Source organism: Ktedonospora formicarum, from assembly GCF_016587355.1.
Lineage (GTDB): Bacteria > Chloroflexota > Ktedonobacteria > Ktedonobacterales > Ktedonobacteraceae > Ktedonobacter > Ktedonobacter formicarum.
On sequence record NZ_BNJF01000002.1, the window covers coordinates 68,015 to 92,888 of the forward strand.

The 24,874-nt window shown below is 51.4% G+C and carries 22 protein-coding genes; 12 read left to right on the forward strand and 10 right to left on the reverse strand.

Features of this window, described 5'->3' with window-relative positions:
• Positions 1-16: 16 nt before the first annotated feature.
• From K3T82_RS19340 to K3T82_RS19360, 5 genes are all read right to left on the reverse strand, one after another.
• A complete protein-coding gene (locus K3T82_RS19340; RefSeq protein ID WP_220195196.1) occupies positions 17-241 on the reverse strand; it encodes a hypothetical protein in 225 nt (74 codons plus the stop codon).
• 42 nt (positions 242-283) lie between these two features.
• Entirely contained in the window at positions 284-727 is a 444-nt protein-coding gene (locus K3T82_RS19345) for a DoxX family protein (RefSeq protein WP_220195197.1), read from the reverse strand.
• Between the two features lie 93 nt (positions 728-820).
• On the reverse strand, positions 821-2,173 hold the full coding sequence (locus tag K3T82_RS19350; RefSeq protein WP_220195198.1) for an FAD-binding oxidoreductase: 1,353 nt from the start codon (positions 2,171-2,173) through the stop codon (positions 821-823).
• A gap of 297 nt (positions 2,174-2,470) precedes the next feature.
• The gene (locus tag K3T82_RS19355; protein WP_220195199.1) at positions 2,471-2,641 is read right to left on the reverse strand and encodes a hypothetical protein; all 171 of its coding nucleotides are present in this window, start codon (positions 2,639-2,641) and stop codon (positions 2,471-2,473) included.
• A 93-nt stretch (positions 2,642-2,734) separates the two neighbouring features.
• Positions 2,735-2,977: a S41 family peptidase gene (locus K3T82_RS19360; RefSeq protein ID WP_220195200.1), complete on the reverse strand. Its 243-nt coding sequence runs from the start codon at positions 2,975-2,977 to the stop codon at positions 2,735-2,737.
• A 130-nt stretch (positions 2,978-3,107) separates the two neighbouring features.
• Here K3T82_RS19360 and K3T82_RS19365 point away from each other — a divergent pair, with 130 nt between their 5' ends.
• Entirely contained in the window at positions 3,108-4,235 is a 1,128-nt protein-coding gene (locus tag K3T82_RS19365; RefSeq protein ID WP_220195201.1) for an ArsR/SmtB family transcription factor, read from the forward strand.
• Positions 4,236-4,491: 256 nt separating this feature from the next.
• Here K3T82_RS19365 and K3T82_RS19370 read toward each other — a convergent pair whose 3' ends face one another.
• The 3 genes from K3T82_RS19370 to K3T82_RS19380 all read right to left on the reverse strand — a co-directional run bounded on the left by K3T82_RS19370 (position 4,492) and on the right by K3T82_RS19380 (position 10,879).
• The gene (locus K3T82_RS19370; protein ID WP_220195202.1) at positions 4,492-4,956 is read right to left on the reverse strand and encodes an SRPBCC family protein; all 465 of its coding nucleotides are present in this window, start codon (positions 4,954-4,956) and stop codon (positions 4,492-4,494) included.
• 480 nt (positions 4,957-5,436) lie between these two features.
• On the reverse strand, positions 5,437-7,842 hold the full coding sequence (locus tag K3T82_RS19375; protein ID WP_220195203.1) for an FAD-dependent oxidoreductase: 2,406 nt from the start codon (positions 7,840-7,842) through the stop codon (positions 5,437-5,439).
• A gap of 241 nt (positions 7,843-8,083) precedes the next feature.
• The gene (locus tag K3T82_RS19380) at positions 8,084-10,879 is read right to left on the reverse strand and encodes a tetratricopeptide repeat protein (RefSeq protein WP_220195204.1); all 2,796 of its coding nucleotides are present in this window, start codon (positions 10,877-10,879) and stop codon (positions 8,084-8,086) included.
• Positions 10,880-11,406: 527 nt separating this feature from the next.
• Between K3T82_RS19380 and K3T82_RS19385 the strand changes: the two genes are divergently transcribed.
• The 4 genes from K3T82_RS19385 to K3T82_RS19400 all read left to right on the forward strand — a co-directional run bounded on the left by K3T82_RS19385 (position 11,407) and on the right by K3T82_RS19400 (position 14,523).
• Positions 11,407-11,925, forward strand: coding sequence for a hypothetical protein (locus K3T82_RS19385; protein ID WP_220195205.1), 519 nt, complete (start codon positions 11,407-11,409; stop codon positions 11,923-11,925).
• Between the two features lie 179 nt (positions 11,926-12,104).
• Positions 12,105-12,854 (forward strand): hypothetical protein, encoded by a 750-nt coding sequence (locus tag K3T82_RS19390; protein ID WP_220195206.1) that lies wholly within the window; start codon positions 12,105-12,107, stop codon positions 12,852-12,854.
• A 216-nt stretch (positions 12,855-13,070) separates the two neighbouring features.
• On the forward strand, positions 13,071-14,087 hold the full coding sequence (locus K3T82_RS19395; protein ID WP_220195207.1) for a zinc-dependent alcohol dehydrogenase: 1,017 nt from the start codon (positions 13,071-13,073) through the stop codon (positions 14,085-14,087).
• Positions 14,088-14,304: 217 nt separating this feature from the next.
• On the forward strand, positions 14,305-14,523 hold the full coding sequence (locus K3T82_RS19400; protein ID WP_220195208.1) for a hypothetical protein: 219 nt from the start codon (positions 14,305-14,307) through the stop codon (positions 14,521-14,523).
• A gap of 70 nt (positions 14,524-14,593) precedes the next feature.
• Here the strand turns inward: K3T82_RS19400 and K3T82_RS19405 are convergent, their stop codons facing one another.
• Positions 14,594-15,328 (reverse strand): MgtC/SapB family protein, encoded by a 735-nt coding sequence (locus K3T82_RS19405; protein ID WP_220195209.1) that lies wholly within the window; start codon positions 15,326-15,328, stop codon positions 14,594-14,596.
• Between the two features lie 204 nt (positions 15,329-15,532).
• Between K3T82_RS19405 and K3T82_RS19410 the strand changes: the two genes are divergently transcribed.
• Positions 15,533-16,303 carry a hydroxypyruvate isomerase family protein gene (locus tag K3T82_RS19410; protein ID WP_220195210.1) on the forward strand — a complete coding sequence of 257 codons (771 nt, stop codon included), beginning with the start codon at positions 15,533-15,535 and terminating at the stop codon, positions 16,301-16,303.
• A gap of 110 nt (positions 16,304-16,413) precedes the next feature.
• Positions 16,414-16,653 carry a GreA/GreB family elongation factor gene (locus K3T82_RS19415; protein WP_220195211.1) on the forward strand — a complete coding sequence of 80 codons (240 nt, stop codon included), beginning with the start codon at positions 16,414-16,416 and terminating at the stop codon, positions 16,651-16,653.
• A 148-nt stretch (positions 16,654-16,801) separates the two neighbouring features.
• Here the strand turns inward: K3T82_RS19415 and K3T82_RS19420 are convergent, their stop codons facing one another.
• Positions 16,802-17,860, reverse strand: a complete 1,059-nt coding sequence (locus K3T82_RS19420) for a LacI family DNA-binding transcriptional regulator (protein WP_220195212.1) — start codon at positions 17,858-17,860, stop codon at positions 16,802-16,804.
• Between the two features lie 320 nt (positions 17,861-18,180).
• On the opposite strand from K3T82_RS19420, the gene K3T82_RS19425 reads away from it, so the two are divergent.
• From K3T82_RS19425 to K3T82_RS19445, 5 genes are all read left to right on the forward strand, one after another.
• Positions 18,181-19,545, forward strand: coding sequence for an ABC transporter substrate-binding protein (locus K3T82_RS19425; RefSeq protein WP_220195213.1), 1,365 nt, complete (start codon positions 18,181-18,183; stop codon positions 19,543-19,545).
• Between the two features lie 147 nt (positions 19,546-19,692).
• Positions 19,693-20,622, forward strand: coding sequence for a carbohydrate ABC transporter permease (locus tag K3T82_RS19430; RefSeq protein ID WP_220195214.1), 930 nt, complete (start codon positions 19,693-19,695; stop codon positions 20,620-20,622).
• Between the two features lie 3 nt (positions 20,623-20,625).
• Positions 20,626-21,531: a carbohydrate ABC transporter permease gene (locus tag K3T82_RS19435; protein ID WP_220195215.1), complete on the forward strand. Its 906-nt coding sequence runs from the start codon at positions 20,626-20,628 to the stop codon at positions 21,529-21,531.
• A gap of 30 nt (positions 21,532-21,561) precedes the next feature.
• A complete protein-coding gene (locus K3T82_RS19440) occupies positions 21,562-23,592 on the forward strand; it encodes a glycoside hydrolase family 2 protein (RefSeq protein WP_220195216.1) in 2,031 nt (676 codons plus the stop codon).
• Between the two features lie 176 nt (positions 23,593-23,768).
• Entirely contained in the window at positions 23,769-24,839 is a 1,071-nt protein-coding gene (locus tag K3T82_RS19445; protein ID WP_220195217.1) for a sialidase family protein, read from the forward strand.
• The last annotated feature ends 35 nt before the right edge of the window (positions 24,840-24,874 follow it).

The following is a 24,874-nucleotide window of genomic DNA, read 5'->3' on the forward strand; positions in this document are numbered from 1 at the left end:
CTCTTGAATTGTTTGCTTAATCCCGGTTATCACTACCGGGATTAAGGCCATTTAGCTCCAGGGTCGCGCCCGCCTGTTCCTTAGTGATCGCATTGAGGCGGATGAACAGGTTCGTGGGAGCGATCATGAGGAGAGTGACGGGCAGCCCTTTCTCCTCAAATTTCTTGGCAGCCTCGTTCCAGATCGCATCAGAGACTGCGTCGGGCCTGTCGGCGAGCAGGGTGGCGACCTCGGCAAGCACGAGGGCCGCGCGCTCGGCGCCAGTGAAGTGTGGCGTCTCCCTCTAGGCCGCCACGGGGAAGAGGGCTCCCAAGGTCCGGCTTTGTGGTCGAAGCGCCCACGAAACAAGCGCGAGTATGACAAAAACGAGAGGCATGATGACCATGCTTGTGTCTTCGCCACTGTATGCGTTGGATGCTGCCGCCCCTGTCATGACAATGATTTCGCCTGCATAGGCCCATTCCTTGAGTCGAGGAAAACGTGGCACCAGCAAGGTGATGACAGCAAGTAGCTTCCACACGCCGATAATCGTGAGCAAGTAGAGCGGATAGCCAAGGCGTGTGATAACATCGGCCACTGGCTCCCCTGCCACCAGCATTGTTCCCCCATGCACCAGGTCCGAGAGACCACCGGCGAGCAGTTCGAGCGTAATGATGACGGTCGTCGCCCAATAGACGATCACTTTCGCTTTCATCATCATGCCCTCTTGTACCTGAAACGTTGACATTTTTCTCTTTCCTTTCTCATTCATCAAAAAACCTGCCAAGCATTGCTTTATCTTCACCCTATCGCTCGTATCCTGCAGATTTATCTTTCAAGCTTATGCTTTTGCCTTCGGCTTGATATTCTGGTTCATGCTGAAAAGATTGCCTGGGTCATACGCTGCCTTGACGTTTGCCAAGCGCGTATAGGTCTCACCTGGGTAGGCAGCAGAGACAGAGGCTTCGCTGGCATCACTCAAGAAATTGATAAATGCCCCTTGAGTCAAGGGGTTGAGCGGACCCCAGGCTGCCTGTCTGATCTGATTGGCCTGCTCTTCAGTAGCATTAGCCGGGCCAAACGCGGGGACGATGATTAGCGCTTCGCTCTCGCGGTGAGCAAATGCTGTCGCCTGAGGACTGACCCGCGCCATTGCTCCACCAAGACTGCGAATCTGGGCAATGGGTTTGCCCGGTTTGCCATAATTATTGGCAAGGACCGCGATGGCTTCCTGGCTCAATTTCTTGAGAAACCCATTATGCCCAACTGTCTTAAGTGATGGAGGAGGAGATATAGCGTCCTCCAGCATCGCGTCATAGGGCTTTTTCTGAATATCCTGTGTTTGTACCAACCCCAAGTGTAGCAATGGTTCGATAGCCACATGCGCTGCAGTCTCATCGTCTCCTGCGTAACAGAACAACACAGAAACACGAGGAGGAACCTGGGGACCAAAGCCCGAGAAGAGCACGACGGTCGAATTGAGCTCCTCTGGCGCTTCACTCATGACAGTTGCCCAGCCCGTCAGTACGCTTGCTGCCTCGGCCGCATCATAGTTCACTGAACCACCAATAACCGCTTTACAGGGGTGAGCAGAGAAGTCAAAGGAGGTAACAACCCCAAAATTGCCACCGCCACCCCGAATGGCCCAGAAGAGATCGGGATGCTCTTGCGCACTGACGCGCAAGATATGGCCATCCGCTGTGATGAGTTCGGCTGCGTGCAGACTATCGATGGTGAGGCCGTAGGTGCGTACCATCCAACCGACCCCTCCACCGAGGGTCAGGCCGCCCACTCCAACCTGATTTGTATCGCCCGACGATATGGCAAGGCCGTACGCCGCCAGCGCTTTCGCAGCCTCACCCCAGCGAGCACCAGCTCCAAGGCGGACAAGGCGGCGTTCTCGATCAAGCAGCTCCACCTGATTGAAGGCAGCCAGATCGAGGACCAGTCCTCCAGTATTGGTCGCCTGCCCGCTTAATCCGTGCCCACCGCTACGTACTGACAGTGGAAGGTGCTGCTCACGCGCAAAAAGCAGGGATTCCATGATATCTTGGTGGGTTTGAGCACGTACAATTGCTGCCGGGCTTCCTACTTGATTGAAGACGTTGCGCAGTTTCTCATAGGTATCGCTACCAGGCACAATCGCTTTTCCTGCGACGCGTTTATTGAATTCAGTCAAAACATGGACATTCAACAATAGAATAACCTTTCTCATGGTACGTTCGTAGCGCTACATTCATACGATCGTCCGGTCGTCATGTCGCCGGTACTGTTATTTTTCTCATGTTCGGCCAGTCACCTGCTCCACTGGCTGCATTTCGCTCTTCACTTCATTGACGGAACGCGGCCCATGAATGTGACAGGCAAATTCGTTTATCCTCCTTCCGTCACCTTACAATTTCTGGCCCGTCGTTGTGGCGATCAGGCGATTGAAGAAGTTTGCGACGGTGATCATTCTGATGAATGCCGCCAGCCCCTTCTCATCGTAGTGTCATAAGGCTTCCTCCTGGATCTCATCGGAAACTATATCGACGCGGTTGGCAAGACTTATAGCAGCTTCAGCGAGCGCGACGCACATACTCTCACCCGCAACGTGTGGGCGCAAAAACTCTTTGAATTGAAAGAAGCCAATATTACCCTCAAAGATTTCGACCTTTTTCAACCCGTAATTCTGTGCAGCCTTCTGGCGTATGCGCTCAAATTCCTCTGGAGTATACGCTTCGTTGCCGTCAACATAGATTGAAACTCCATCGGCCTAGCAGTAAAGACGGAGGTACTTATAGTGACTTACCGCCTGCAGGTGCGAAGCCAACGTCAGTGCCAGAAAGCTCCCATCATCTATATCATCATAGGTACCTCTGTAGAGCCGCTGATGGAGAGCGCTTACCATCTCCTGAGCCTTCTCAGGGAACACATATTTTTCGCCAAGTTGTTGAATCAGTGCTCCAATGACCTCACAAGGCGAGAAGAGAAGATGGGCAGTTTCAGTGCTCTGCATCGATATTCTCCTTTGAGTGTGCGTATTCTTTGCGCTTCCGATGAAAACGCTTGCTTTCTTTCACAGCATACGGTAGAGTGAGTCACAAGACAACTTTTTAACTAATGAGCTAATCAGAAAGCAAAGCACTATGACACTCACCATCCATCTTGGTTCATTGCAGACAGAGCAACTGGCCTTTCGATACTCACCCGTACACGAAGCCGTCCATAGCTTACGAGTTCTCGCCCGAAGCTCGCAACATCCGCTCCACTTGCCCTGGGTCCGAAATATCCGCCAACAGATGCCCCCAGCTTTAAAGGCGGAAGTATCTGCCTTTGGCATTCATTTTGTATCGATGATTCCTGATATCTTCCCTGATATTTTCTTGGATTCTTCTGAACGGGCCATCGATTGCCCAACCTTTGATGAGGAATTCCGTGCAATGCAAGCGCTTTCCCCTCACACCTATGCTGAGCGAGTGACAAATCAATTGATTATGGAAAGTGAGGGAGTTTTTTCATTTGAGCAGGTATATCAATCGCGTGAGATACAGCAACACATCCTTGCACGCACAGCGGAGCTTTACCCGGCTTCGCTTCAGATGGTTGAGGAATTATGGACGCACCCGGGGCAGAGCCACCAACGATTTCTCCATTTTTTCTCCTGGTACTGGGAGGTTTGCCTCGCGCCACAATGGCCTCAACTAGAAGAGTTGCTCTTGCAAGACATCCACCAACGAGGCCAACTTCTTTTTGAGCACGGTGTTCTCGAAGTGCTTGACTCACTTGCACCACAACTCCATGGGTATCGGCAAGAAGAGACCATCACCATGCACTATCCTTCACAAAACCAGAGGGAGTTACGAGCGAATCATCTTCTTGTTCTGGTCCCATCCTCCTATGTGTGGCCACGCCTGTTATTCATGGGTGAGAAAGACGAGCTCACTGCCATCGTCTACTCGATCAAGCGATTTCAGGAAGAAGGCAGTGCTCCCGTTCCACCTGAACGCCTCCTCAAGTTACTGCGTGCAGCGGGGGATATGACGCGCTTGCAAATCCTCCAGCTTCTGAGCCAGCAACCGCGTTCGACACGAGAGCTTGCTGGCATCCTGGGCTTGACCGAGGCAGGGATCTCAAAACAGGTAAAAATGCTACAAGATGCGGGCTTTTTAACATCTGAACGTTCAAGTTACTATGTGCTCTATCAAAGCGTTCGCGGTCCTCTTGCTGAAATCACACGTGGATTGGACAAGATGCTCCAACCTACTTCCCATTAAGAGTGATAAGCATCCATTGTTCACTTATAAATGATGCAGGGAATGCTACCTATACTTGAGGGCCTAAGAGATGAATGTATGCCATCTCTTAGGCCCTCAAGTATTCCCCCCTCAGGAGATACGTTTCTCTGCTTGCTCACTCTCTTCTAAACCTCGTTGCGCAACCCATGGGTATAAAGAAAGGGCTCCCTGTCAATTTGGCATGGAGCCCTTTCTTCAAGGCCAGTGATATATATTTGGGTTGGCAGATCCAATCTTAATCTAAACCTTTTCCCTGTGCGGGGTACCCTTTGCCTGTGGTGATGAGGTCGTACAGACTCTCGGTGATTAAAGAGCCCCAGGCGCCTGAACAGTTATTGTAACATGCGAAGATAGGAACCAGACCAACATGCGTAAAGAGAAGTTCGGTTTTGTCTTCCTTCCTGATAATCTCAAAGATTATATTCGTGCCTGTCCACTCATCTTTCTCTTCGACGAAGTTCAGCTGGCTATCCAGGACGCGCCAGACAACCTTTTTCTCTGGCACCAACTCAGTGATCTTCTGCGTACTGTAGTGTATATCCTTGTAGCGGTATGTAAACTCCGCGCCGAGTGTATCAGTACTCCCGTTTATTTCTCCTGACCACCAGCCGCGAACATTGTTCACAGCTGCAAAGACTTCTGCGGGGGATTGGTCTACGAGAAAAGAAGTGGTGTAATATTGTTGATCAAGGGTATTCATCGTTGTTTCCTTTTTACCTATTTTTCTTCGAGCAATGCTACTCATAAGGTGAACATATTTTCTATAGGGAGTATATCCTTGCATGTAGAAGTAATCTATGTCTGATCATCCCGGATTATTGTCTGATCGTCTCAAAATAAGATCATCCGTGATGAACTGTTTCCAGAATTTACCCAGGTCTTCAAAGATCCGAACGGTCCCTCAGCCCTCGCTTTTGGTTGACATACTGCTAAAGCAAAAACCATATCTTTGGTAATTTACCAATATTGCTCGAAGAACTGTGATGGATTGATAAATCGACGAGCCCGTTGCCCTAAATCAATAACAGCCTCATAATAACCCTTTTCAAAACACGTGTGGATAACGCGCAATCAAGCCTGTATGCTGGCTTTTTTTGGGTCGTGAAATGGGAGACGTACAAATGTGGTAGGTGATGAAGACGCTCCTTCCCGTCTCCCCACAAGAGATACAAAACTTCAGCTACTCGCGGATACTACGCGCAGGCAGAGGACGGACCAATGGACTCATCACAGGCAGACTCTTCTTGCCGCGTGGCAGGCGCTGGCGCACCAGATAATCTAGCGCATTTGCCAGATCCTGCTTTTCCAGGGTCACATCTTCCCCAAAGCGATTGAAGAATGATAACTCAAAATTGGGTGTCTCACCAAGCGCTCCATGAGGGCATACCTCGACACAATCACCGCAAAAAATGCAACGGTCAAGTGCGAAGGAGTAGCGAGTGAGAGTACGTTCGGCCATCATCAGCGAGCCGGTCGGACAGACCTGGACACAGGCTCCACATGAGACACAATCTGTGTCGTGCAGGCTCACATTAAAGGGCGTTGCCACGATGGTGTCAAAGCCCTTGCCAAACATGCCGTAGCAATCAGGACCAATTACATCATGACAGACACGTACACACTGTGTACAGTTGATGCACTTGTTGGGATCTCGCAGGATGAAGCTATGTGAGAGATCAGTATCATAGTCATGATAATCGGTTGGCTCCCCATCATGGAAGCGATTATCAGCCAGACCATGCTCGATGCTATAACGCTGCAAGTCGCACTGTCCCGCCGCCGGACAAGCACATTGAAGGCAGCGAGCAGCCTCGCGCACTGCTTGCTCTCGCAGATAACCCATCTCAATGATGCGGAAGTTGTGCTTGCGCTCCTCATAGGGCAACATAGGCATCTTGACTCTGGGTTCGACTGGTTTATAGGGCACAATATCGAAGAGGTCGGGCTTGCGCTCTTCCAGTTCCAGGCGGCGGGAAACCTCGTCCATATCCTCGCCCAACAAGAAGGAGTGAATCGAACGCGCTCCCAACTTCCCTTGTGCGACGCATTGGATGATGGTACTGGCTCCTAACTGACAATCACCGCCAGCAAAAACGCCTGGACGATGCGTCATACAATTGAAGGGGTCGGTCTGGAGTGTCTTCCACTTGGTCCATTTCACGCCTGATTGCTCACCAAGTACAGTGGTATCGACTTTTTGACCAATAGCTGGGATCAGCGTATCGCATTGGATGACGAATGAGGAGTCAGGTATAGGCACAGGACGGCGGTGACCACTGACATCAGGCTCACCTGGACGGGTGCGCACGTATTCAACGCCAACGATTTTGCCATTTTCAGTCATGACCCGCTGCTGCATGACACCAGTGAGCAGACGTGCTCCCTCAGCCTGACCATCCTCAATCTCTTCTTGAGTCGCGTTCATATCTCTACGTGTACGGTAGTATGTGGTATGAACGTTCGCTCCGAGACGTAGGGCAGTGCGTGTGCAATCAAAGGTCGTGAAGCCACCGCCAATCACGATGACCTCGTTTCCCTCTTTGACGGGAATGGACTTCCCTTCAACCTTGTCAGAGAGAAATTCGATGGCGTTGACAACCCCTTGTGCATCTTCACCGGGAATACGCATCTGATTGCTGGTCCAGCAACCGAGAGCGAGATAGACAGCGTCGAAGCCTTGCACGAAGAGATCATCGATGGTGAAGTCTCTTCCCAGTTCGACATTACATTGTAGCTCAACTCCCAGGTCAAAGACCTGCTGCAATTCACGGTCCATCATATCCTTCTGCAAGCGATATTCGGGGATACCGTAACGCAGCATGCCGCCAGGCTGGGGTTGCTTGTCAAAGACCCTGACGGTGTGACCCCGCAGTGCAAGGTAGTAGGCACAGGAGAGACCAGCAGGACCCGCGCCGATGATAGCAACCCGTTTTCCGGTCTTCGGGTCCCTCTCGTAGGGAACGGGGGCGTCGAGCAGGCACGTTTCGGCGGCATAGCCATGCATACGACAGATTGAGATCTCCTCATCGACCAGCTTGCGGCGACAACTGTCCTGACAGGGAGCAGGACAGGTCAAGCCAAGGATATAGGGGAAAGGGAGGACTTCTTTGACCAGACGTGCCGCCTCTTTCATTGATCCCTGCGCAATCAACTCCAGATAGCCAGGAATATCAATATGTGTTGGGCATTCAACCTGGCAGGGAGGCTGACAGTAAGCATTATGATCGGAGAGCAGCATCTCCAGATTGGTACGGCGAAGATGAAAGAGTTCATCCGAAGTGGTGGTAATCACCATGCCAGGCCGCACCGCAGTGTTACACGATGGGAGGGGGCGCCTCTCGCCTTCAATGTGTACCAAACACATACGACAGGCGGAGGTTGGCTCGAGTTTTTCATCATTGCAGAGGTTAGGAATATCCTGAATATCGTTGTCGAGAGCAGCGCTGAGAATAGTTTGACCTGCGTATGTCTGAATGATTTGACCATCAATAGTGATGCTGAAGGACGGATGCCCAAACTCATTGCGCTTGAAAGATGTCTGGGAGGCTGTGCCTGTGATCCGTGGATAATCAACGAGATGCGACATAGTTTTTTCCTAGCTGGATGGGCTCTATTACAGAACGCTTAAATTCCGTTTTGACTCTCTCATCACTATAGCCCTCTCCTCACCTGAAGAACACAACAGCATATATCAGTTTTGCTATCAGTTTTGAGCGATATTAACACTTCGCCCGAAATACATGTTGAATTTGCCTCAAATTTCACACATCGATTTCAATCAAAATATGGAAGGGCTTTATTATCTAAAGGTGAAGTGAGAGGTGTCGCTATGAATGATGGAGTTTGTTGAAGAGTTCGCGGCTTGCGAGGACCTCGATGTGATCGGAAGGCCATACTCGTTCCCGAATAGAGAGTGCGCGCTGGACAATCTGCTGTGCCTGCTCGCATTGTCCTTGCTCTCCGTAGAATGCTGCCAGACTATGCAGAGTATTGGCAAGCGCTGGATGGGCCTCTCCCAGGATTGACTCTTGAATGCGAAGTGCCTGGTGTAGAAGCTCCTCGGCCCGTTGATACTGTTTTTGGAGGCCGAATATTATGCCCAGCGCAGTCAGATTCTCGGCATATTGGGGGTGAGACTCTCCCAAGGCTCGGCGGTAAATTTCGCTAGCCTGTTGATGAGCTTCTAGTGCTCGCGCATATTCGCCTTGCAGACCATAGATGGTACCAAGCATACTCAGCGTTGTGGCAACCTCTGGATGACCTGCACCAAGCGCCTTGCGAAAGACCGTACAGGCCTGGCGAAATATCTCCTCTGCTTCGCCGTAGTTTCCCTTTAAACGACAGATGACACCCAGAGTACGCCAACTTTCGGCGGTCTCAGGATGGATGGAGCCTAAGATCTGCTGACAGATGGCTTTAGCCTGCTTGAGAAGTGTTTCGGCCTGCGTATAGTGCCCCTGTAGTCCATAGACAAGACCTAGACCACGTAGGGCAGGGACCGTATAGTATTCAAGCGACTCGCGGTCAGTACTGATCGAGGCAATCGTCTCTTGATATAGCCTTGCAGCCTGCTTAATTTTCCCTTCCACCTTGTACATGGTTGCGAGGCTGCTCAGGCTCTCAATGGTGTGGGGATGGGTATCGCCCAGGTGCTCACGGCAAATTGCGACTGAACGTAAAAGCATAGTCTCTGCACGCTGGAAAAGCCCCTTTTGATAATAGAGATTGGCGAAAAGATTGAGCAGCGGGACTAATTGAGGATGGTTTGATCCCAAATGGTGTTGCTGCCGTTCCAGAGCATGGTCAAGGAAACATCCTGCATGGGTGAAATCTCCTCGTTGGAGCGCGAGGCGTCCCATATTGATGAGAGTATCACTCAGCGTTGGATGCATGGAATGTGGGAGCCGTTCAAGGAGTTTGAGACTCTTATAATATGCCTGTTCAGCCTGCTGGTAAGCACCTCTCGCTTCATAGATGAGTCCAAGGCAATTATACAGAGAAGCCTTGCTCTCTTGCCTGTATTGAATAGTTGGGAGCTGTTGGGAGAGCGCGAATGCCTTCTGCACAAAGCGCTCAGCCTCAACATAGTGTCCACGTAACGTCAGATAGTAAGCAGCCTTCGAGAAAAGTTTTCCTGCTTCTGGAAAAGCGAGGCGTTGTTGTTCGAGATAACGTAAGCTAAAGAGCACTTGTGGCAGAAGTTGTTCATTCTGGCGTAAGCTATCGATACCCGGCACCTCTACAAAGACACGATTAAGGCCACGGACGATACGCTGAGACCAGAGGCGGCATTCTTCATCGTCCAGTGCATCACGTAGCATCTCCTGTACCAGTGTATGCATGACCAGACTGTGTGTGGCTGCGCGTCTCTGGAGCAGAGAGAGGGCTCGTAGATGAGCAATGGCATCATCAAATACCAGTGGATCATCAAGCAAGTGAGTAAGCGTTTCACCTAGTTCAGGCGCAAGTACCGTTAAAAGATCCTCGGTAATATGTTCGTGATCGAGAAAGGCACAACAGCGTAAGAGTTCCACCGCTGCCGGGTTTTGTTGTACAAGGCGCTCCATACAGAGCGAGATGGTACCAGCGATAGAATCTGGATGCTCCATATGGTTGCTTCCACGTCGATTGAGCAGGGCTTTCCGATGGCGTTGATAACGTTCCAGATAATCTGCCAGGCTGCACCCAGTCTCCTCTATATAAGCCCCTGCCTGATCAAGGGCAAGGGGGAGACCACCTAACAACTGGCTAATGCTTCGAGCCTCGTTGACGCTCTGTGGTGAGAGGTTGTTCAGGTTTGCAGGAGGCAAAAGGTACTTGGCGCGTCGAAGGAGGAGCAGCGTACTTTCCTCCTCAGTCATCGGTGTCAGGTTCATGTGTTGTGCAAGCGTTCCGCTGGCCTGAGCACGTGTGGTAAGCAGCACGCTTCCTGTAAGCACAGCAGGCAGGAGAGGCTCTACAATTGAGGTTTCCTCAACATTGTCAAGGATAAGGAGCCAGTGCTCATGTTCTTCGAGCCAGTCATGTATCCTGTCTCTCACAGCGTCTCCCACAGCATCATCTGGCAGAGAGATACCCAGGCGGTTGGCAAAGGTGAGACAACTTCTCGCGAGTACAAGAGATGTCTCCGCCTGGAGCCATAGGATGGTCTGGTAATCGCTGTGATAGCGGTACGCGTATTCGAGGGCAGTCTGTGTTTTACCAATGCCGCCTAGTCCGCAGAGGGCATACACCTGAATGGGGAGAGCATGGATACGGGTATGGATGGAGGTGAGAAGCTTTTCGCGACCAGTAAAGAAGGGATTGCGTCGGTAGGGAAGGTGACGAAGCTGCCTGGGAGGCTGAGGATGATCAATCAAACCTGGCGTGATCGATGGTTCCCGCTTCTCGACAAGAGGTGTTGTTTCTTCGGGAAGGAGTCCCAATTCAGTAGCACTTTTGCCATAGAGGGCGCAGAGCTGAAGCCGAAAGAAAGGGCTGGGTGCAGTCACGCCGCGTTCCCAGCGATTAATGGTGACAACTGTGACATTGACGCGGTCCGCGAGTTCCTGCTGTGACCAACCGTGACGCAAACGTTCAGCCCGTAGAAGCAGATTAGCACCTGATGGCGCGTTTTTCTTCATCGATGACCAGTATCTCTTTCAGGCATATATACCCACTAGAGCAAATTTTTGCGCGTGCATATCCCTCCAGTGATATTACCATTGTGGATGACCACGAATGGATGCCTTTATCATATCGATTTTCTCTTGCCTTTGCAAGTAATCTGTATGCACACAGATTCGTCCTATATTTGAGGCGAATCTGTGTGCATACAGATTATCAATGAAGAATATCTTGATAGTACGTTGTCCAGTCTCCTTTATTGCTGTGGTACAGCTTCTATGGCCTTCCGAGAGCTATAAAAACTGTACCCAATTTACTTTACTGAGGGTTACACGGTCTTACAATTCTTTACATTTTTCCTCTTCCTCCATAAACTCGCTTCATCTACGCCCACTATTTGACCTGTTCGCGGCGTTGACATAGTATCAATACAACGCATTAAATGAACGGCTTCAGGACGCTCAAGCGCTTCGTTCAGGGCATGTCCAGGCCGAAGCGCTTGTCTGATCACAAACATAGGCAAAGCAATGAAGGAGTGGGTATTATGAGTGAACTTTCCTGGTTGGCGAGCCTGTTAAAGTCGCGCAATACTATCGATAGTAAGATTGCAACACTCATCGGGGGTCCAGCGCAGGTGGGCAATGTTGCCGAATATATTGCCGTGACCATCTTCAGGATTCAACCAGATAAGGATGGGAAGCGCAGAGGTTACGATGGGCGTTTCACATATGGCTCCCTAGCCGGGCAAACTGTCGATGTTCAGTGGCGGCCCAGGCGAGATGGGCAACTTAACGTCAAGATTGACGCGGTTCCCGATTACTATCTGGTGTTCACTGGCCCTGAGCTTTTGCCGACCGTAGGAAATCCCTGGCTCATTGATGCGGTCTATCTCTTTCATGCCCATCAGCTTCTTAACGCGTTGCGTGAGCGCGGCGTTCACATCAGCAGTGGCACCAGTGTCACAGGTCCTCTATGGGAACGGGCAGAAATCTATCCTGTCGCGAAAAATCTTCAACTCCTACTCTCAGAGGAGGAACGACAATTGCTCGCTCTCTTCAAATAAAGCTGAATTACCTTGACAGGCTTCAATATTTCCCTTTATACTAGCATCCGTAATGGCTAACAAATGTTTTTAGTGCTTACACTATTAAGGGTTGATCTAGATTGTTCCGCATTCGAGGCACGATGTCCGGATGTTCTACATCATACATGCCGGTTTTTAGCGCATAAAGGAGTATCAGGATGCCTATACCAGCTCAAAGCCACACACAACCCATATCGCCTCTTCCTAGTATCTGGAGACGACTACCCCTTAACCTCGCTCTTATTGGTATCCTGTTTCTGCTCGCAGCCTGTGCTGGCGATACCTCCACATCTCAATCAAATACTCAAAATCCTACTCCCACAGCAACTCCTACTTCGACAATTCCAAAGGGAACTGAACTCTATAAGGCGGACTGGTCACATGGACTGCAAGGGTGGCAGGGTGCCTCTGGGTGGCAGATACAGCATAATGAGCTGTACTCTAAAGGTGGCTCTCAGGACGAGCTCATACTCCCCTATCAATCAACCACAAACAACTATGCCGTCGAGATTAAGGTTCAGGTGAAACAATACAAGGCCAGGAGCGGTGGCAGTTTCATCTTTTCTACTCAGCGGAATGGGCAGATCGATGGGTATATAGCGGGGGTAAGCAATCTCATTACGCCCGATGTGCAGGTAGGCGGTCTACACCCCCAACTCCAGGCCTACATTAATCCTCAGTCCGATGCTGTCCAGATTAACCAGTATCCCTTTGATTATGATCCACGCACAGAAGTCCATGTGTATCGTCTTGAAATTCATGATAATATCCTTGATTTTTTCGCGGATGGCGTCAAAGCGTTTACCGTGAGCAGCGCCGTGTCACCATCGCTCTCGCGTGGTCCTCTACACATCAAGTCGCACAACATCATATTACGCGTCGCGAGCCTGACCATTACCGCTCTATAACGCACCCGATACACAAATAGCATGATTGACGTCATCGCGATTCACAATTTATACTTTTCACAGAACTATTGAGGGTCAGATGAGATCATTCCTCGAAGAAAAGCTCAGTAAATAGTGGCGCGCGCCACTATTTACTGTCCTCATTTTGGCATGAGACGCTCAATTCGTCTGCCCTCCACTATTATGAAAATCGGCTATTGGCTGAAGGAGCAGGTTGTGCAGTCACACCATATCTATTTCACTGGCGAAAATCAAGTCGAGGTATATGAACAAGAAGTGCGTGATCCAGGCCCGGATGAATTCCTGCTAAAAGCCAGGAAATCTTTGATCAGCACTGGCACAGAAGGTATTTGTTTGAGTCGTAACTTCGAGCCAGGCTCACACTGGGATAACTGGGTCAAGTATCCTTTTCGCCCAGGCTATAGCCTGGTTGGAGAGGTCGTTGCCGTGGGGAAGAACGTGCAGAACGTCCATGAGGGCGAGCGCATAGCTCTGCGTTACCCGCACGCGCAATATAGTCTGGTACCCGCGAACGCCAACATCTACCGTATTCCCGATGAAGTGAGCGACGAAGACGCAGCCTGGTTTCATCTGGCAACCATCGTGCAGGTTGGTATTAGGAAAGCGGAACACCGTCTTGGTGACGATATAGCTATTGTCGGGCTAGGGCTCCTGGGGCAACTCCTCACACAATACACACGCTTGCTTGGAGCGAGACAGGTCATCGCTATCGATATCGCCGAAACTCGGCTGGGTTTAGCCAGCACCCACGGCGCGACTAGTACACTCCAAATGGGAGTAGAGCAGGCACGTGAGGAAGTGCTAAAGTTAACACAGAATGAGGGCGTCAACGTTGTCTATGATGTCACCGGAGCCGCTTCAGTCTTTTCACAAGCCCTTCAACTCTTGCGCCCCTTCGGTCGCCTGATTCTCCTTGGCGATACGGGTACGCCTTCAGCCCAGCAATTGACCAAGGACGTGATTACGAAGGGCTTAACTATTGTAGGCGCCCATGACATGCATGCGGAACTGCCTGCTACTGATACCTCCTACTGGAATAATCTCCGCCAGGGAGAGCTTTTCTTCAAGTATTTGCAGCGTGGAGATATGCGCGTCAACGACCTGATAACCCATCGCTACTCGCCTCTGGATGCTCCAGAAGCCTATCGTATGCTCCGCGAAGAGCGGGCAAAAGCCATGGGTGTGCTCTTCGATTGGACTCGCCTTCCTTAAAAAGCAATTATCTCCAAATTTGACTTTCTATATAAAGGCGCTGTGCTTCAGCCAGCGCCTTTATACCTGCCTTATTGATCAGGCTCGCCTTCTCCTGGCTGACTACCGAACGCTTGTGTCAACAAATAAGGATCTCTTTCGTGGCATTTTTTAGAAAGGAATGAAATCTTCATGGAAGATTTTTTCACAAGAGAGAAGCCAGAAAGGATCGAGTCTCATGCAAGAGAAACAAGAGACCAGCACCAGCAACACCAATTATGATCTGATCAGTACCCTCTACCACGAGCTACAAGAAGAGCAGACATGCGCAGCCTACATTCGTGACGCCGAAAATGAAGGTAAGCAGGATGTAGCCTCATTCTTCAGGAACGTGCAACAGGATGCGCGTAAACATTGCGATCAGGCGAAACAATTGCTTGGTATGTCAGATCGGTAGTACATCGTTTCACAGATGGCACTTAAGCGTTGCAAGGGACAACTAGCCCCTTGCAACCCTATCTATTACATCAGGGGCGCATATTAGCCTGGACATGCTTAGGTTTCTCTTCTCCTCCCAGCGAGAACTGAATTTCATTCACATGTGGAAGCTGACGCAACTTATCAACGGTCTTTGCCAGATGGACCGTACTTGGTGCCTCACAGGAGAACTGGATATAGTATTGTTCCTCTCGCTCCTGTATTGCCAGAGCTTTTAGCTCAACCTTATGGACCATACAAATATCGTGTATACGGCTTACAAGCGCCCTTTGATCCCCTACAGCATTCACCATTAAATCCAGATCATACTCCATGACATCAAAGCCCATCAGGCGAGATGACTCCAGGTAACGCATCGCAATCAATACCATTAGCGTGATGCCTGTGGTTAATATGGCTTCCCAGAGCATTCCAGCGCCACAGCCCATCCCGATAGCGGCAACAACCCAGATAGCGGCAGCAGTCGTCATGCCCTTTACTCGACTTCGATCCCTGGCGATAAAGATAGATCCCCCTCCGAGAAACCCGATGCCCGCTACAACATAGGAGGCAATACGTGTCGGGTCTAGCTGGATATGTTGGGTCTCTAACATATCATGAAAGGCATATCCGGAGAGAATCGTAAAGAATGCACAGCCAACCGCGACAAGCGCGTTCGTACGCATGCCAGCGGCATGGTCGTGGCCCTCCCTCTCCCAGCCAATAAGGGTCCCCAATAAGAGCGCGACCCCCAGACGCAGAAGCACAGTTGGAAATGGGAGCATCTGCATTTCCTCCCTTTCTCCCAAAACTATGAGTTATATCTTTTACACGATACAGCGACGGCAGGCACATACACTAATGGCAACCACTTACCACCGCATCCCTTACGATGCCTATGCTATACTGAGGAAACGCATTGAGCGTGATGAGGCGCTCAATAGCTAATGCGTGCCTACGGTATGAAGCTGCAAGGGGGAGAAAGCTATATGAATAACTTGAAACAATCAATTGCCTGGTGGTGTTTCGCGCATAAGGATTTGCAACCAGAGCCATTCTTGCGCAAGGTGGCGGCAATGGGCTATGAAGCTGTGGATCTGGTTGGGCCAGAGTACTGGTCTCTGGTGCGAGATTGTGGGCTCAAGATCGCGGCGATTAATGGGCATAACTCGATTGAAAAGGGGCTGAATCGACGGGAACACCACGCTCGGATCGAGGGCGAGATTCTGGCAAACATCGAGCAAGCTCAGAAATGGGACATTCCCAATCTTATCGTCTTCAGCGGGAATCGCGAGGGCTTGGATGATACAACCGGCGCGCACATCACAGCTGAGGGGCTTCAACGCGTGGCTGGCGCGGCTGAGAAGGCTGGCGTCACGCTAGTGCTAGAACTGCTCAATAGCAAAGTCGATCATAAAGACTATCAATGCGATCATACGGCGTGGGGTGTGGAGGTCTGCAAGCTGGTTGGCTCAACACATGTCAAGCTTCTCTATGATATCTACCACATGCAGATTATGGAAGGTGATATCATTCGTACCATTCGCGAATATCATCCCTATTTTGGTCATTATCATACGGCTGGCAATCCCGGACGACATGAACTTGATATGAAGCAGGAACTCAATTATCCGGCTATTGTCCAAACCATCAGCGAAACCGACTTTGATGGCTATATCGCTCAGGAATTTGTTCCACTAGGAGACCCAGAAGCCGCTCTCAAACAGGCCTTCGATCTCTGCACAGTCGCTTCGGCATAAAGATATTCAGATCCAGGTTCTCCTCAAAACGCTTGAGCGCGCTGGTTAGCTGCACGCTCAAGCATTTACCACCGTCCACAAACCATCGAGATTTATAAGAAGAGATATATATGGAGAATGAATCCGAACAAAGGAACAATCGTCTGACGCCCGAAAAACAGACACAACTGAAGAAACAACTTGACGACCTGATCCAGGTCAAGCGCAAAGAGGTCGCCGATTACATTCGCGATGCGGAAAAGGCTGGTGTCAGGGAGGGGGCAGAATACGAGGATGCTCTCAGTGAGCAAGCCTTGATTGAGAAGCAAATTAAAGAACTTGAGAACTTGCTGGAAAAAGCCGAGGAGTAGTCAGATCAGGAGCCCAAGAACGGTACACTCTAACAATACTCAGGCGACTCAAGCCAGCGCTTACCAGGCTACAGGCGAAAGCTCTGCGTCTACATATGCCGAACTTGAGGTTTCTAAGTACTGCTGTCGAAGCGCTTGCGGACACTGGTTAACTGTGTCCGCAAGCGCTTCGACAGCAGTACTTCTCCTTTAGCGCGGCTCTGCCCAGGGTGCTGGCTCGCTCACAGAGATAGAAGGGCGCGTTAATGCATTCTGTGCTCTGGGTCCGCTCCCCTTGAATCCGTTCGATGAGCAGCGAGACTGCCAAGCGCGCGATTTCCTTTTTGTCTGGGGCGATGGTTGTTAGTGCGGGATAGGCATAACGCGCGTCTTCAATGTCGTCAATGCCGATGATGGCGATATCCTCTGGAATACGATAGCCTTCAGCATGCAAGACCGACATGGCTCCCAGAGCCATCAGGTCATTGAAGCAGAAGACGGCATCGGGAGGATTTTCGAGCGTGAGTAAGGTGTGCATGGCACTAGCTCCATCAGCTCTATGCCAGTTACCACCGTTGATAAGCAAGGTCTCATCCATCTCTATACCCGCCTCTTCGAGCGCACGCTTATAGCCCTCTAGTCGGAGAGAGGGGGCTTCACTCTGACACTTCTGCACGCCAATGGCCCCGATGCGCCGCCGCCCCTGCTTTAGAAGATGGGCAGTCGCGGTATAGGCTGCTTCTACATTGTTGATCAGCACATGGTCAAACGGGGCACCAAACAGACGCTCGCCAAGCAAAACTATGGGCTGTTTCACGACCTCGGGTAGAATATCTTCAATTTCAAGCGCATGCGAGTCGAGGATCACTCCGTCAATGAGGTGGGGACGTAACCCCTTGACGACGTCGAGTTCCCTGGCACGATCAGAGTAGGTGTAGTCAAGCAGGATGGTCGACTCTCGCTCGGCGGCGACGGCAGTTAACTCGTTGCCGATATCCGCGAAGTAGGGGTTAGAGAGGTCGGGGAAAGCGTATGCCAGGACTCCAACACGCGATTTACGCAGTTGACGCGCCGCGATATTGGGTTGATAGTTCAATTTCTGGATGGCTTCTAGCACGATGGCGCGCGTCTCCGGTCCCACTCGCGCAAAGTTTCCGTTGACGACATTGGAAACTGTCTTGATTGAGACACCAGTATAGGCGGCTATATCTTTTAGATGTGTTGCCATTCGCGTGCGACTTCTCTATTTACCTGTAATGTTACGCATTTAGATGAGTTGTGTCGCTTTATACTAACACTGAATTATGAGTGCTGTCAAACACTGCATACTTAAACTTGACATGTGAAAGAGGCATATGTTATGCTTGGTTCAACGTTGAACCAAGTCTTGTCAAGCTTCTATCGCCTGTCAAAGCGCGGGTAGTTTGCATATCGTTGTGCACACAACCGCATATACTGTGATTGACAGGTGTTTACCTTTTCCTGCTCGGCGCGATGGCGCGCTATCGCTTCTTTATTTTACAGAGACGAAAGGATAGGTACACAAAGATGTCAACATCGGAGAAGACTTTCCTACCCAACGCACTCACCACCAACCCTTCTATTTCTCGCCGCACCTTCATCAGTACCGCGACAGGGACACTGGTCGCAGCCGCTGGTCTCGCCGCCTGCGGAGGTTCCGCTTCCTCAAATGATCTCAATTCAACATCGGGAACCATCACTATCTGGGATCGCTCAGGTGACCTCTTCCAGGTCTTTGACGCGACCAAAGAGTCATTCAACAAGAAATATCCCAACATCAAGGTCAAGCATGTAGCCGTCGATGTGGACGCAAAGTTGCCAAGTACCTTAGCTACGGGCGTGAATGTGCCCGATGGCGCATTCTATGAGGATAACAATCTCCCCGTTCTGGCTGCCAAGTACTACGATATCACGGATTGGATTAAGCCCTATACCAAGGATATTGTGCCTTTTAAGCTGCGCGTGAATACGTATAATGGGCGTATTGTAGGTATCCCCTGGGACCTCGATCCAGGGCTGCTCTATTATCGCGAAGATATGCTTCAGCAGGCAGGTGTTGATCCACAATCCATTGAGACCTATGATGATCTGCTGACTGCAGCTCACAACATACAGGACAAATTTGGTCCCAAGGTCAAGCCGATTCACCTTGAGCAAGATCCGGGTCTGACCCAACTCTGGGTCGAGATGTTCGCCAATCAGCAGGGAGTGAGCATGGTGAATGAGCAGGGGAAGCTACAGCTCAACTCACAACCTTACCTCAACATTATGAACTTCCTCAAGCGCATACGGGACGAGAACCTGGGTACGCGCGCGGTCTACTATAGCCCCGGCGACATCGCGGCGATTGAGGCCGATCAGGTCGCGTTCTACCCCTGGGCTATCTGGGCGGTCTATGGACCCGAGCTCCTCTTCAAGAAGTCGAAGGGTAAATGGCGTGCCATGCCCCTACCAGCCTGGACCAAGGGAGGCACCCGCGCGGCTGTGATGGGGGGTAGCTCATTTATCATTCCTAAGAAGGCCAAGAATCCGCATCTGGCCTGGCTCTATTATGAGCATTTGGTCTTTAGCCCCGAGGGCTACCGCGCTGTATATGGCCCTAATAAGATTTATCCCGGTGGTCTGAACACATCGATGCCATCCTATCTTCCCGCGCTCAAAGAACCTCTCTTTAAAAATCCCGCTGGTCTGGGTGATCAGGACCTCTGGCAGGTAGCCACTGGCACGGTCAATAACATCCCTGGCAATTTCACATACGCGACATGGTATAACCAGGCGGTGACCTATTTTGGCACGAACGTACAACGGATGCTCGATGGTCAGATGACTCCTCAACAGGTTCTCGATAAGTCAACAAGCGATATTCAGACCAAGCTCATTGCGCGCTCATAGTATATACTTCTTCCGCGAAAATCAGAGTGTGTCGCGCTTACCTCGCTTGTGCTAGCGATGGTGGTTTTCGTGTGAACTCTGGCGACATGTCCTGAAAGGATTCATGCTGCCGTGAATCCTTTCTTTCCCCAAAGAGGAGATGTTCATATGCGCAGTGTCGCGTCTAGCCATACTTCTCCACCGATGCTCACTCCCGTTGGACGCCTGCGCCGGTGGTTAGGTGGAAATTTCTCACCTTATCTCTTTATCGCGCCTTTCTTCGTGCTCTTCTTTGCCTTTGGTCTTTATCCCCTTCTCTACGCGCTGAACTTAAGCTTTACGTATTGGCACGGAGATGGAGATCCCCGCTATATTGGACTGGCAAACTATACCTTCTTACTCACAGATAGCACCTTCTGGCAATCAATCCTCAACTCGGTGATGATTTGGTTCCTGGTCGTACCAGTACAAATGATCCTGGCGGTCTTGCTGGCGGTCATCCTGTCGAGTCCGCGACTCCGCTTGCGAGGCTTTTTCAGAACGGTGCTGCTCTCCTCATACGTGGTGCCGCTGGTCGCGATAGCTCAGGTCTGGTTGATCCTCTTCGATCAGGATTTTGGCGCGATCAATACCCTGCTCCAGTTCGCGCACCTGCCAACCATCGGCTGGCTTACCACTAGTGTCTGGGCCAAGCCGACGGTGGCCCTGCTGGTACTCTGGCGCAATAGTGGCTTCGCCATGCTGGTGATGCTCGCCGCCATCCAAAATATTCCTGTGGAGTACTACGAGGCATCTGCGATTGATGGCGCAAGCCGCTTTCGCCAGTTTATACATATTACCCTGCCCCTTCTGCGCCGTACTATCAGCTTCTTTATGATCATCTCGACGCTGGGCATTATTCAAATGTTCGCAGAACCCAAAGTACTTACCAATGGAGGGCCCTACAATTCGACGATGACGGCTGGCTTTTTCCTTACCACCTATATCAATAACGCTGACTATGGGACGGGGGCTGCGAATAGCTTTGTGCTCATCATTCTGCTGGTCGTGCTCTCTCTAATTATGTTGCGCTTTATGCGCCCTGGAGATGAGGTATAATTTATGGCAATCCTTTCCACGCAGGCGGCCACCCAGACCCAGACCCGTTCGACGTCAGTCCGTCGGGTGCGCCTGAGCGATATCGCCTGCTATCTCCTGTTGTTCATCGCGGTCCTCTGTACCATCTATCCTCTCGCCTGGATGATTGTCTCATCCTTCAAAAATGGGAGTGATATCGCGACCGCTCCGCTCAGTGTGAACCCGAGCGCGCTCTCCTGGCACAATTACGCGACCTTGCTTTTGTCGGTGCCGCTATGGGTTGGCTTTCAGAATACCTTCATAGTGTTGCTCATTCAGGGAGCATCAACGCTCTTCCTCTGTCCATTGGCGGGTTTCGCCTTTGCCAAATTTAACTTTCGGGGAAAGCGCTTCTTCTTCGCCTTTATCCTGGCGACTTTGATGCTGCCACCAGTGGCAATGCTGCTACCTCTCTTACTGGAGATGGGCACCCTGAACTGGGTCGATAGTTATCAAGGATTGATCGCGCCCGGACTCATCAACGCCTTCGCGATATTCTGGACGCGTCAGCAGATCGCGGATGTCCCCGATGAGTTATTGGAGGCGGCGAAGATTGATGGTTGCACGCCCTTTGGGATGTACTGGCGCATCATCCTGCCCGTGATGCGGCCTGCTCTGGCGGCCCTGGCAATCTTCACCTTCCTGGGCATCTACAACGACTTCGTATGGCCCGTCATTGTTATTAGTTCGGATGAACTGCAAACGCTACAGGTCATGCTTTCCAATCTAGCGACTCAGATCAACAACGCTCAACCTGGGCTGACCGGACACGATGCCTGGGGCGAGATTCTGGCTGCAAGCACTATCGCGACAGTTCCTGTGCTGATCCTCTTTGTGGCCTTACAGCGCCAGTTTATTCGTGGCATCCTGGCGGGTAGTGTGAAGGGCTAGCTCATGTTCATAGAAAGGAAAGCGAAAAGTATGCAATGTTCGGAATACCCGCGCCCCGATTTTGAGCGTTCCCACCACTGGCAATGTTTAAATGGTGAATGGGATTTTCGGGCTGATCCCAATGACGAAGGTCTGGCTACGCACTGGGAGGCAACCGACGCGGACTCCTGGTCACAGCACATCATCGTACCCTTTGCCTGGGAAAGCCAGGCATCAGGCATTGGACGGGAATGGATGCCTGTGGGCTGGTATCGTCGAGCAGTACAGCGCCCAGACTCATGGTCTACCAAGCACACGATACTGCATTTTGGCGCAGTCCATTACGCGTGTCAGGTCTGGGTCAATGGACACCGGATTGGGGAGCACATTGGCGGCTATTCCCCCTTCTCACTCGACATTACAGACGCGCTCTTGGAGGGTCGGGGTGAGTTAATCGTGCGCGTCGAAGCTCCGCTCGATAAGCGCTATATCCCTCATGGTAAGCAGCGCAGCCAGCCAGCGGACGACTACGATAGCTGTTGCTTTACAGCCAGTAGTGGCATCTGGCAACCAGTCTGGTTGGAAGCTCGCCCCGCGACCTATATCCAACATCTCCGGTTGACTCCTACGCCAGATCTCAAGGGTATTCACGTTCAGGGCACACTCGCAGGTCCACAACTAGATGGGTCCACACTTCACATCCAGCTTGAGGGCGAGGAGAGCCCAACTCTTGAGATAGCGGGAGCCGAGAGCGTAGAGGCAACACTCTTTCCCGCCTCGCCCCGCCTGTGGTCTCCCTCTGACCCTCATCTCTATCATCTACAGGTCACGCTTACCAGTGAGGATGGCGAGGATCTGGTGCGAACCTATACAGGTTTACGCCGCGTAGAGACACAGGGGAAGCTCATCCTCCTCAATGGAGAACCGATCTTCTTACGCGGAGCGCTCGACCAGGGATTCTGGCCTACCAGCGGCTATACCGCTCCAAGTGATCAGGCGTTACAGCTTGATGTTGAACTTGCCCTCAAGGCTGGCTATAACATGATTCGGAAGCATATCAAGCTCGAAGATCCTCGCTGGCTCTATTGGGCAGACACACTTGGTCTACTCGTCTGGGCCGAGCCTCCCTGCATTGGTCGATACTCCACAGAAGCGATAGCGTCCTTTGAGGCCCAACTAGTCCCGATGGTTGAGCGCGACTACAACCATCCCTCTATCATTCTGTGGGGTATTTATAACGAAGAATGGGGTCTGAACTTCCGCACCGCTCAGGATAGAGAGAAGCAGGAAGCGGTAGCTCGCGCCTATGATCTCCTCTCAGCATTAGACCATACTCGACCGATCATTGATGATTCCGGCTGGTCGCACGTCAAAACCGATGTGCTCGACTGGCATTACTATGACAACGACCTCAAGAGATGGAATGAGGTTACCAGTTCCCTTGCTAACGACCTCTCAAGCTGGTTTGGACACCAGATAGCGGTCGATACATGGTATGAGACACAACTCAGCCTGCCGGAGACAGATCATCAAAACCTGCCATTAATCAATGGCGAGTATGGCGGTGGACATACAGCGCGTGAGCGGGGCTGGCATCTGCGCTGGCAGACCCAAGAGTTCTTCCGCCATACCGCCTTCAGTGGCTACCTCTACACGGAACTTTACGATGTTGAGCATGAACTATGCGGCATCTATACGGCTGATCGCCAGCCAAAGGACCTGGACTGCGAACCAGACAAGATCAACGCGGAGAGAGTAGTCATCTTTGATCTTATCCCACACAAACCAGGGCAAGACTATACGACACGAGACGGTTCGTTCGCATTCAATGTACGGGTAGCGCATCGCGGCTCGCAAGCACTCTCTGGCACCCTGATCTGGCGTTGGGGTCCAGAAGGAGAAGCTATCGCAGCCGCCGCCCTCTCCCTTGAGTCCTTTACCACATCCGATCCCATCGAGCTACAGGGCCACCTCCCCACAGATACCTCAACGGGCAGGCTCCACGTTCACCTCGTCGGGGAGAACGGTCAAGTTCTGGCCCAAAGCTTTCTCGATATTGTCATGGACAACAATGATACATGAAAGGAGGATTCAATATGTAGGCGCTCAGCTTTAGCGAGCGCCTATCTACCCGCGCCGGACGTCCGTCTGGGCACCACGCCATGTCCCACTAGCCTTTGACAGAGACGACGAAAACGGAAGGAGCCGTGTCGTACACAGAACAACACGGCGTTCACAACGCGAAGGAGAAGCATGCAATGAATGCATCCATTTCACGCTGGAAAGTGATCGCGGTAGTCTTTGCCGCCCTGAGCTTGCTTGTGATCGCGCCCCAAATCGCCTATGCCGCTGGCCCTATTAGCTGGTTCGTCACCTCAACAGTGAGCACAAGCAATGGGCCGGCCTGGGGACGTATGTTGCCCTGGGATAAACAAGGTGATAATCTGGTCACCTATACCGAATATCCCGCCAATGGAACGCCAGTCATCAAGGTCGCGCGCAGCAATCCATCTGTTCCCACCTATACCGTGATTGCCTCCATCCCATCACCCACCGATCACGGCGGGCATATCCAGGAGCAGTCGCAAATGGTTCAGTTGAGCAATGGTACGATCCTGATGGCGATGCGCAATCGGCAGACTGATCTCAACTGGTATGGGCTCCCCATTGTCAAGAGTACCGATGGCGGCTATACCTGGACCTTTGTCAGTCAGCTCGATACTAATCCTAACTCTGGCGGGCGCTTTGATCGAGGTCTGTGGGAACCATTTCTCTCAGTGCTTCCCAACGGCTGTATAGCTGGCTTCTATGCCAGCGAGAAGCACGCCGACGGGAATCCCGCGTACAGTCAGACGGTTTCGGAGCGCGTTTCGTGCGACGGTGGTGTGACTTGGGGGAACGAGATCTTTGCCGCCGCGCAGCCAGGGAGCGCACGCCCCGGTATGCCGGGCTTCGCCAGGATGGCGAATGGTCAGTTTATCCTCGTCTTTGAAGTCTGTGGCACTGAGGATTGCAGCATCCACTACAAGTTCTCTTCCAATGGCACAAGCTGGTCGAATGACCTGGGGCAGATCTTACCCAATCAGAAGAGTGGTCCCTATGTAGCGGTCCTCTCCAGTGGACGCATCCTGGTTACCTCTGCTTGCACCAACCAGATCTCGATCAGCGATAATAATGGAGCGAGCTGGTACCAGAACGATCCGCCTGCCTGGAACGCTGGTTGCTCTACCTGGCCCGCCATCTACCAGACTGGTTATCAAAACTCCAACGAAGTAGGAGTCGTCGTCAATCTCAATGGAGCTATTCAGATCAAATTCGGTCACTATTAATAGATAACGAAGCTTCATATGTAAGCGCGGCATAT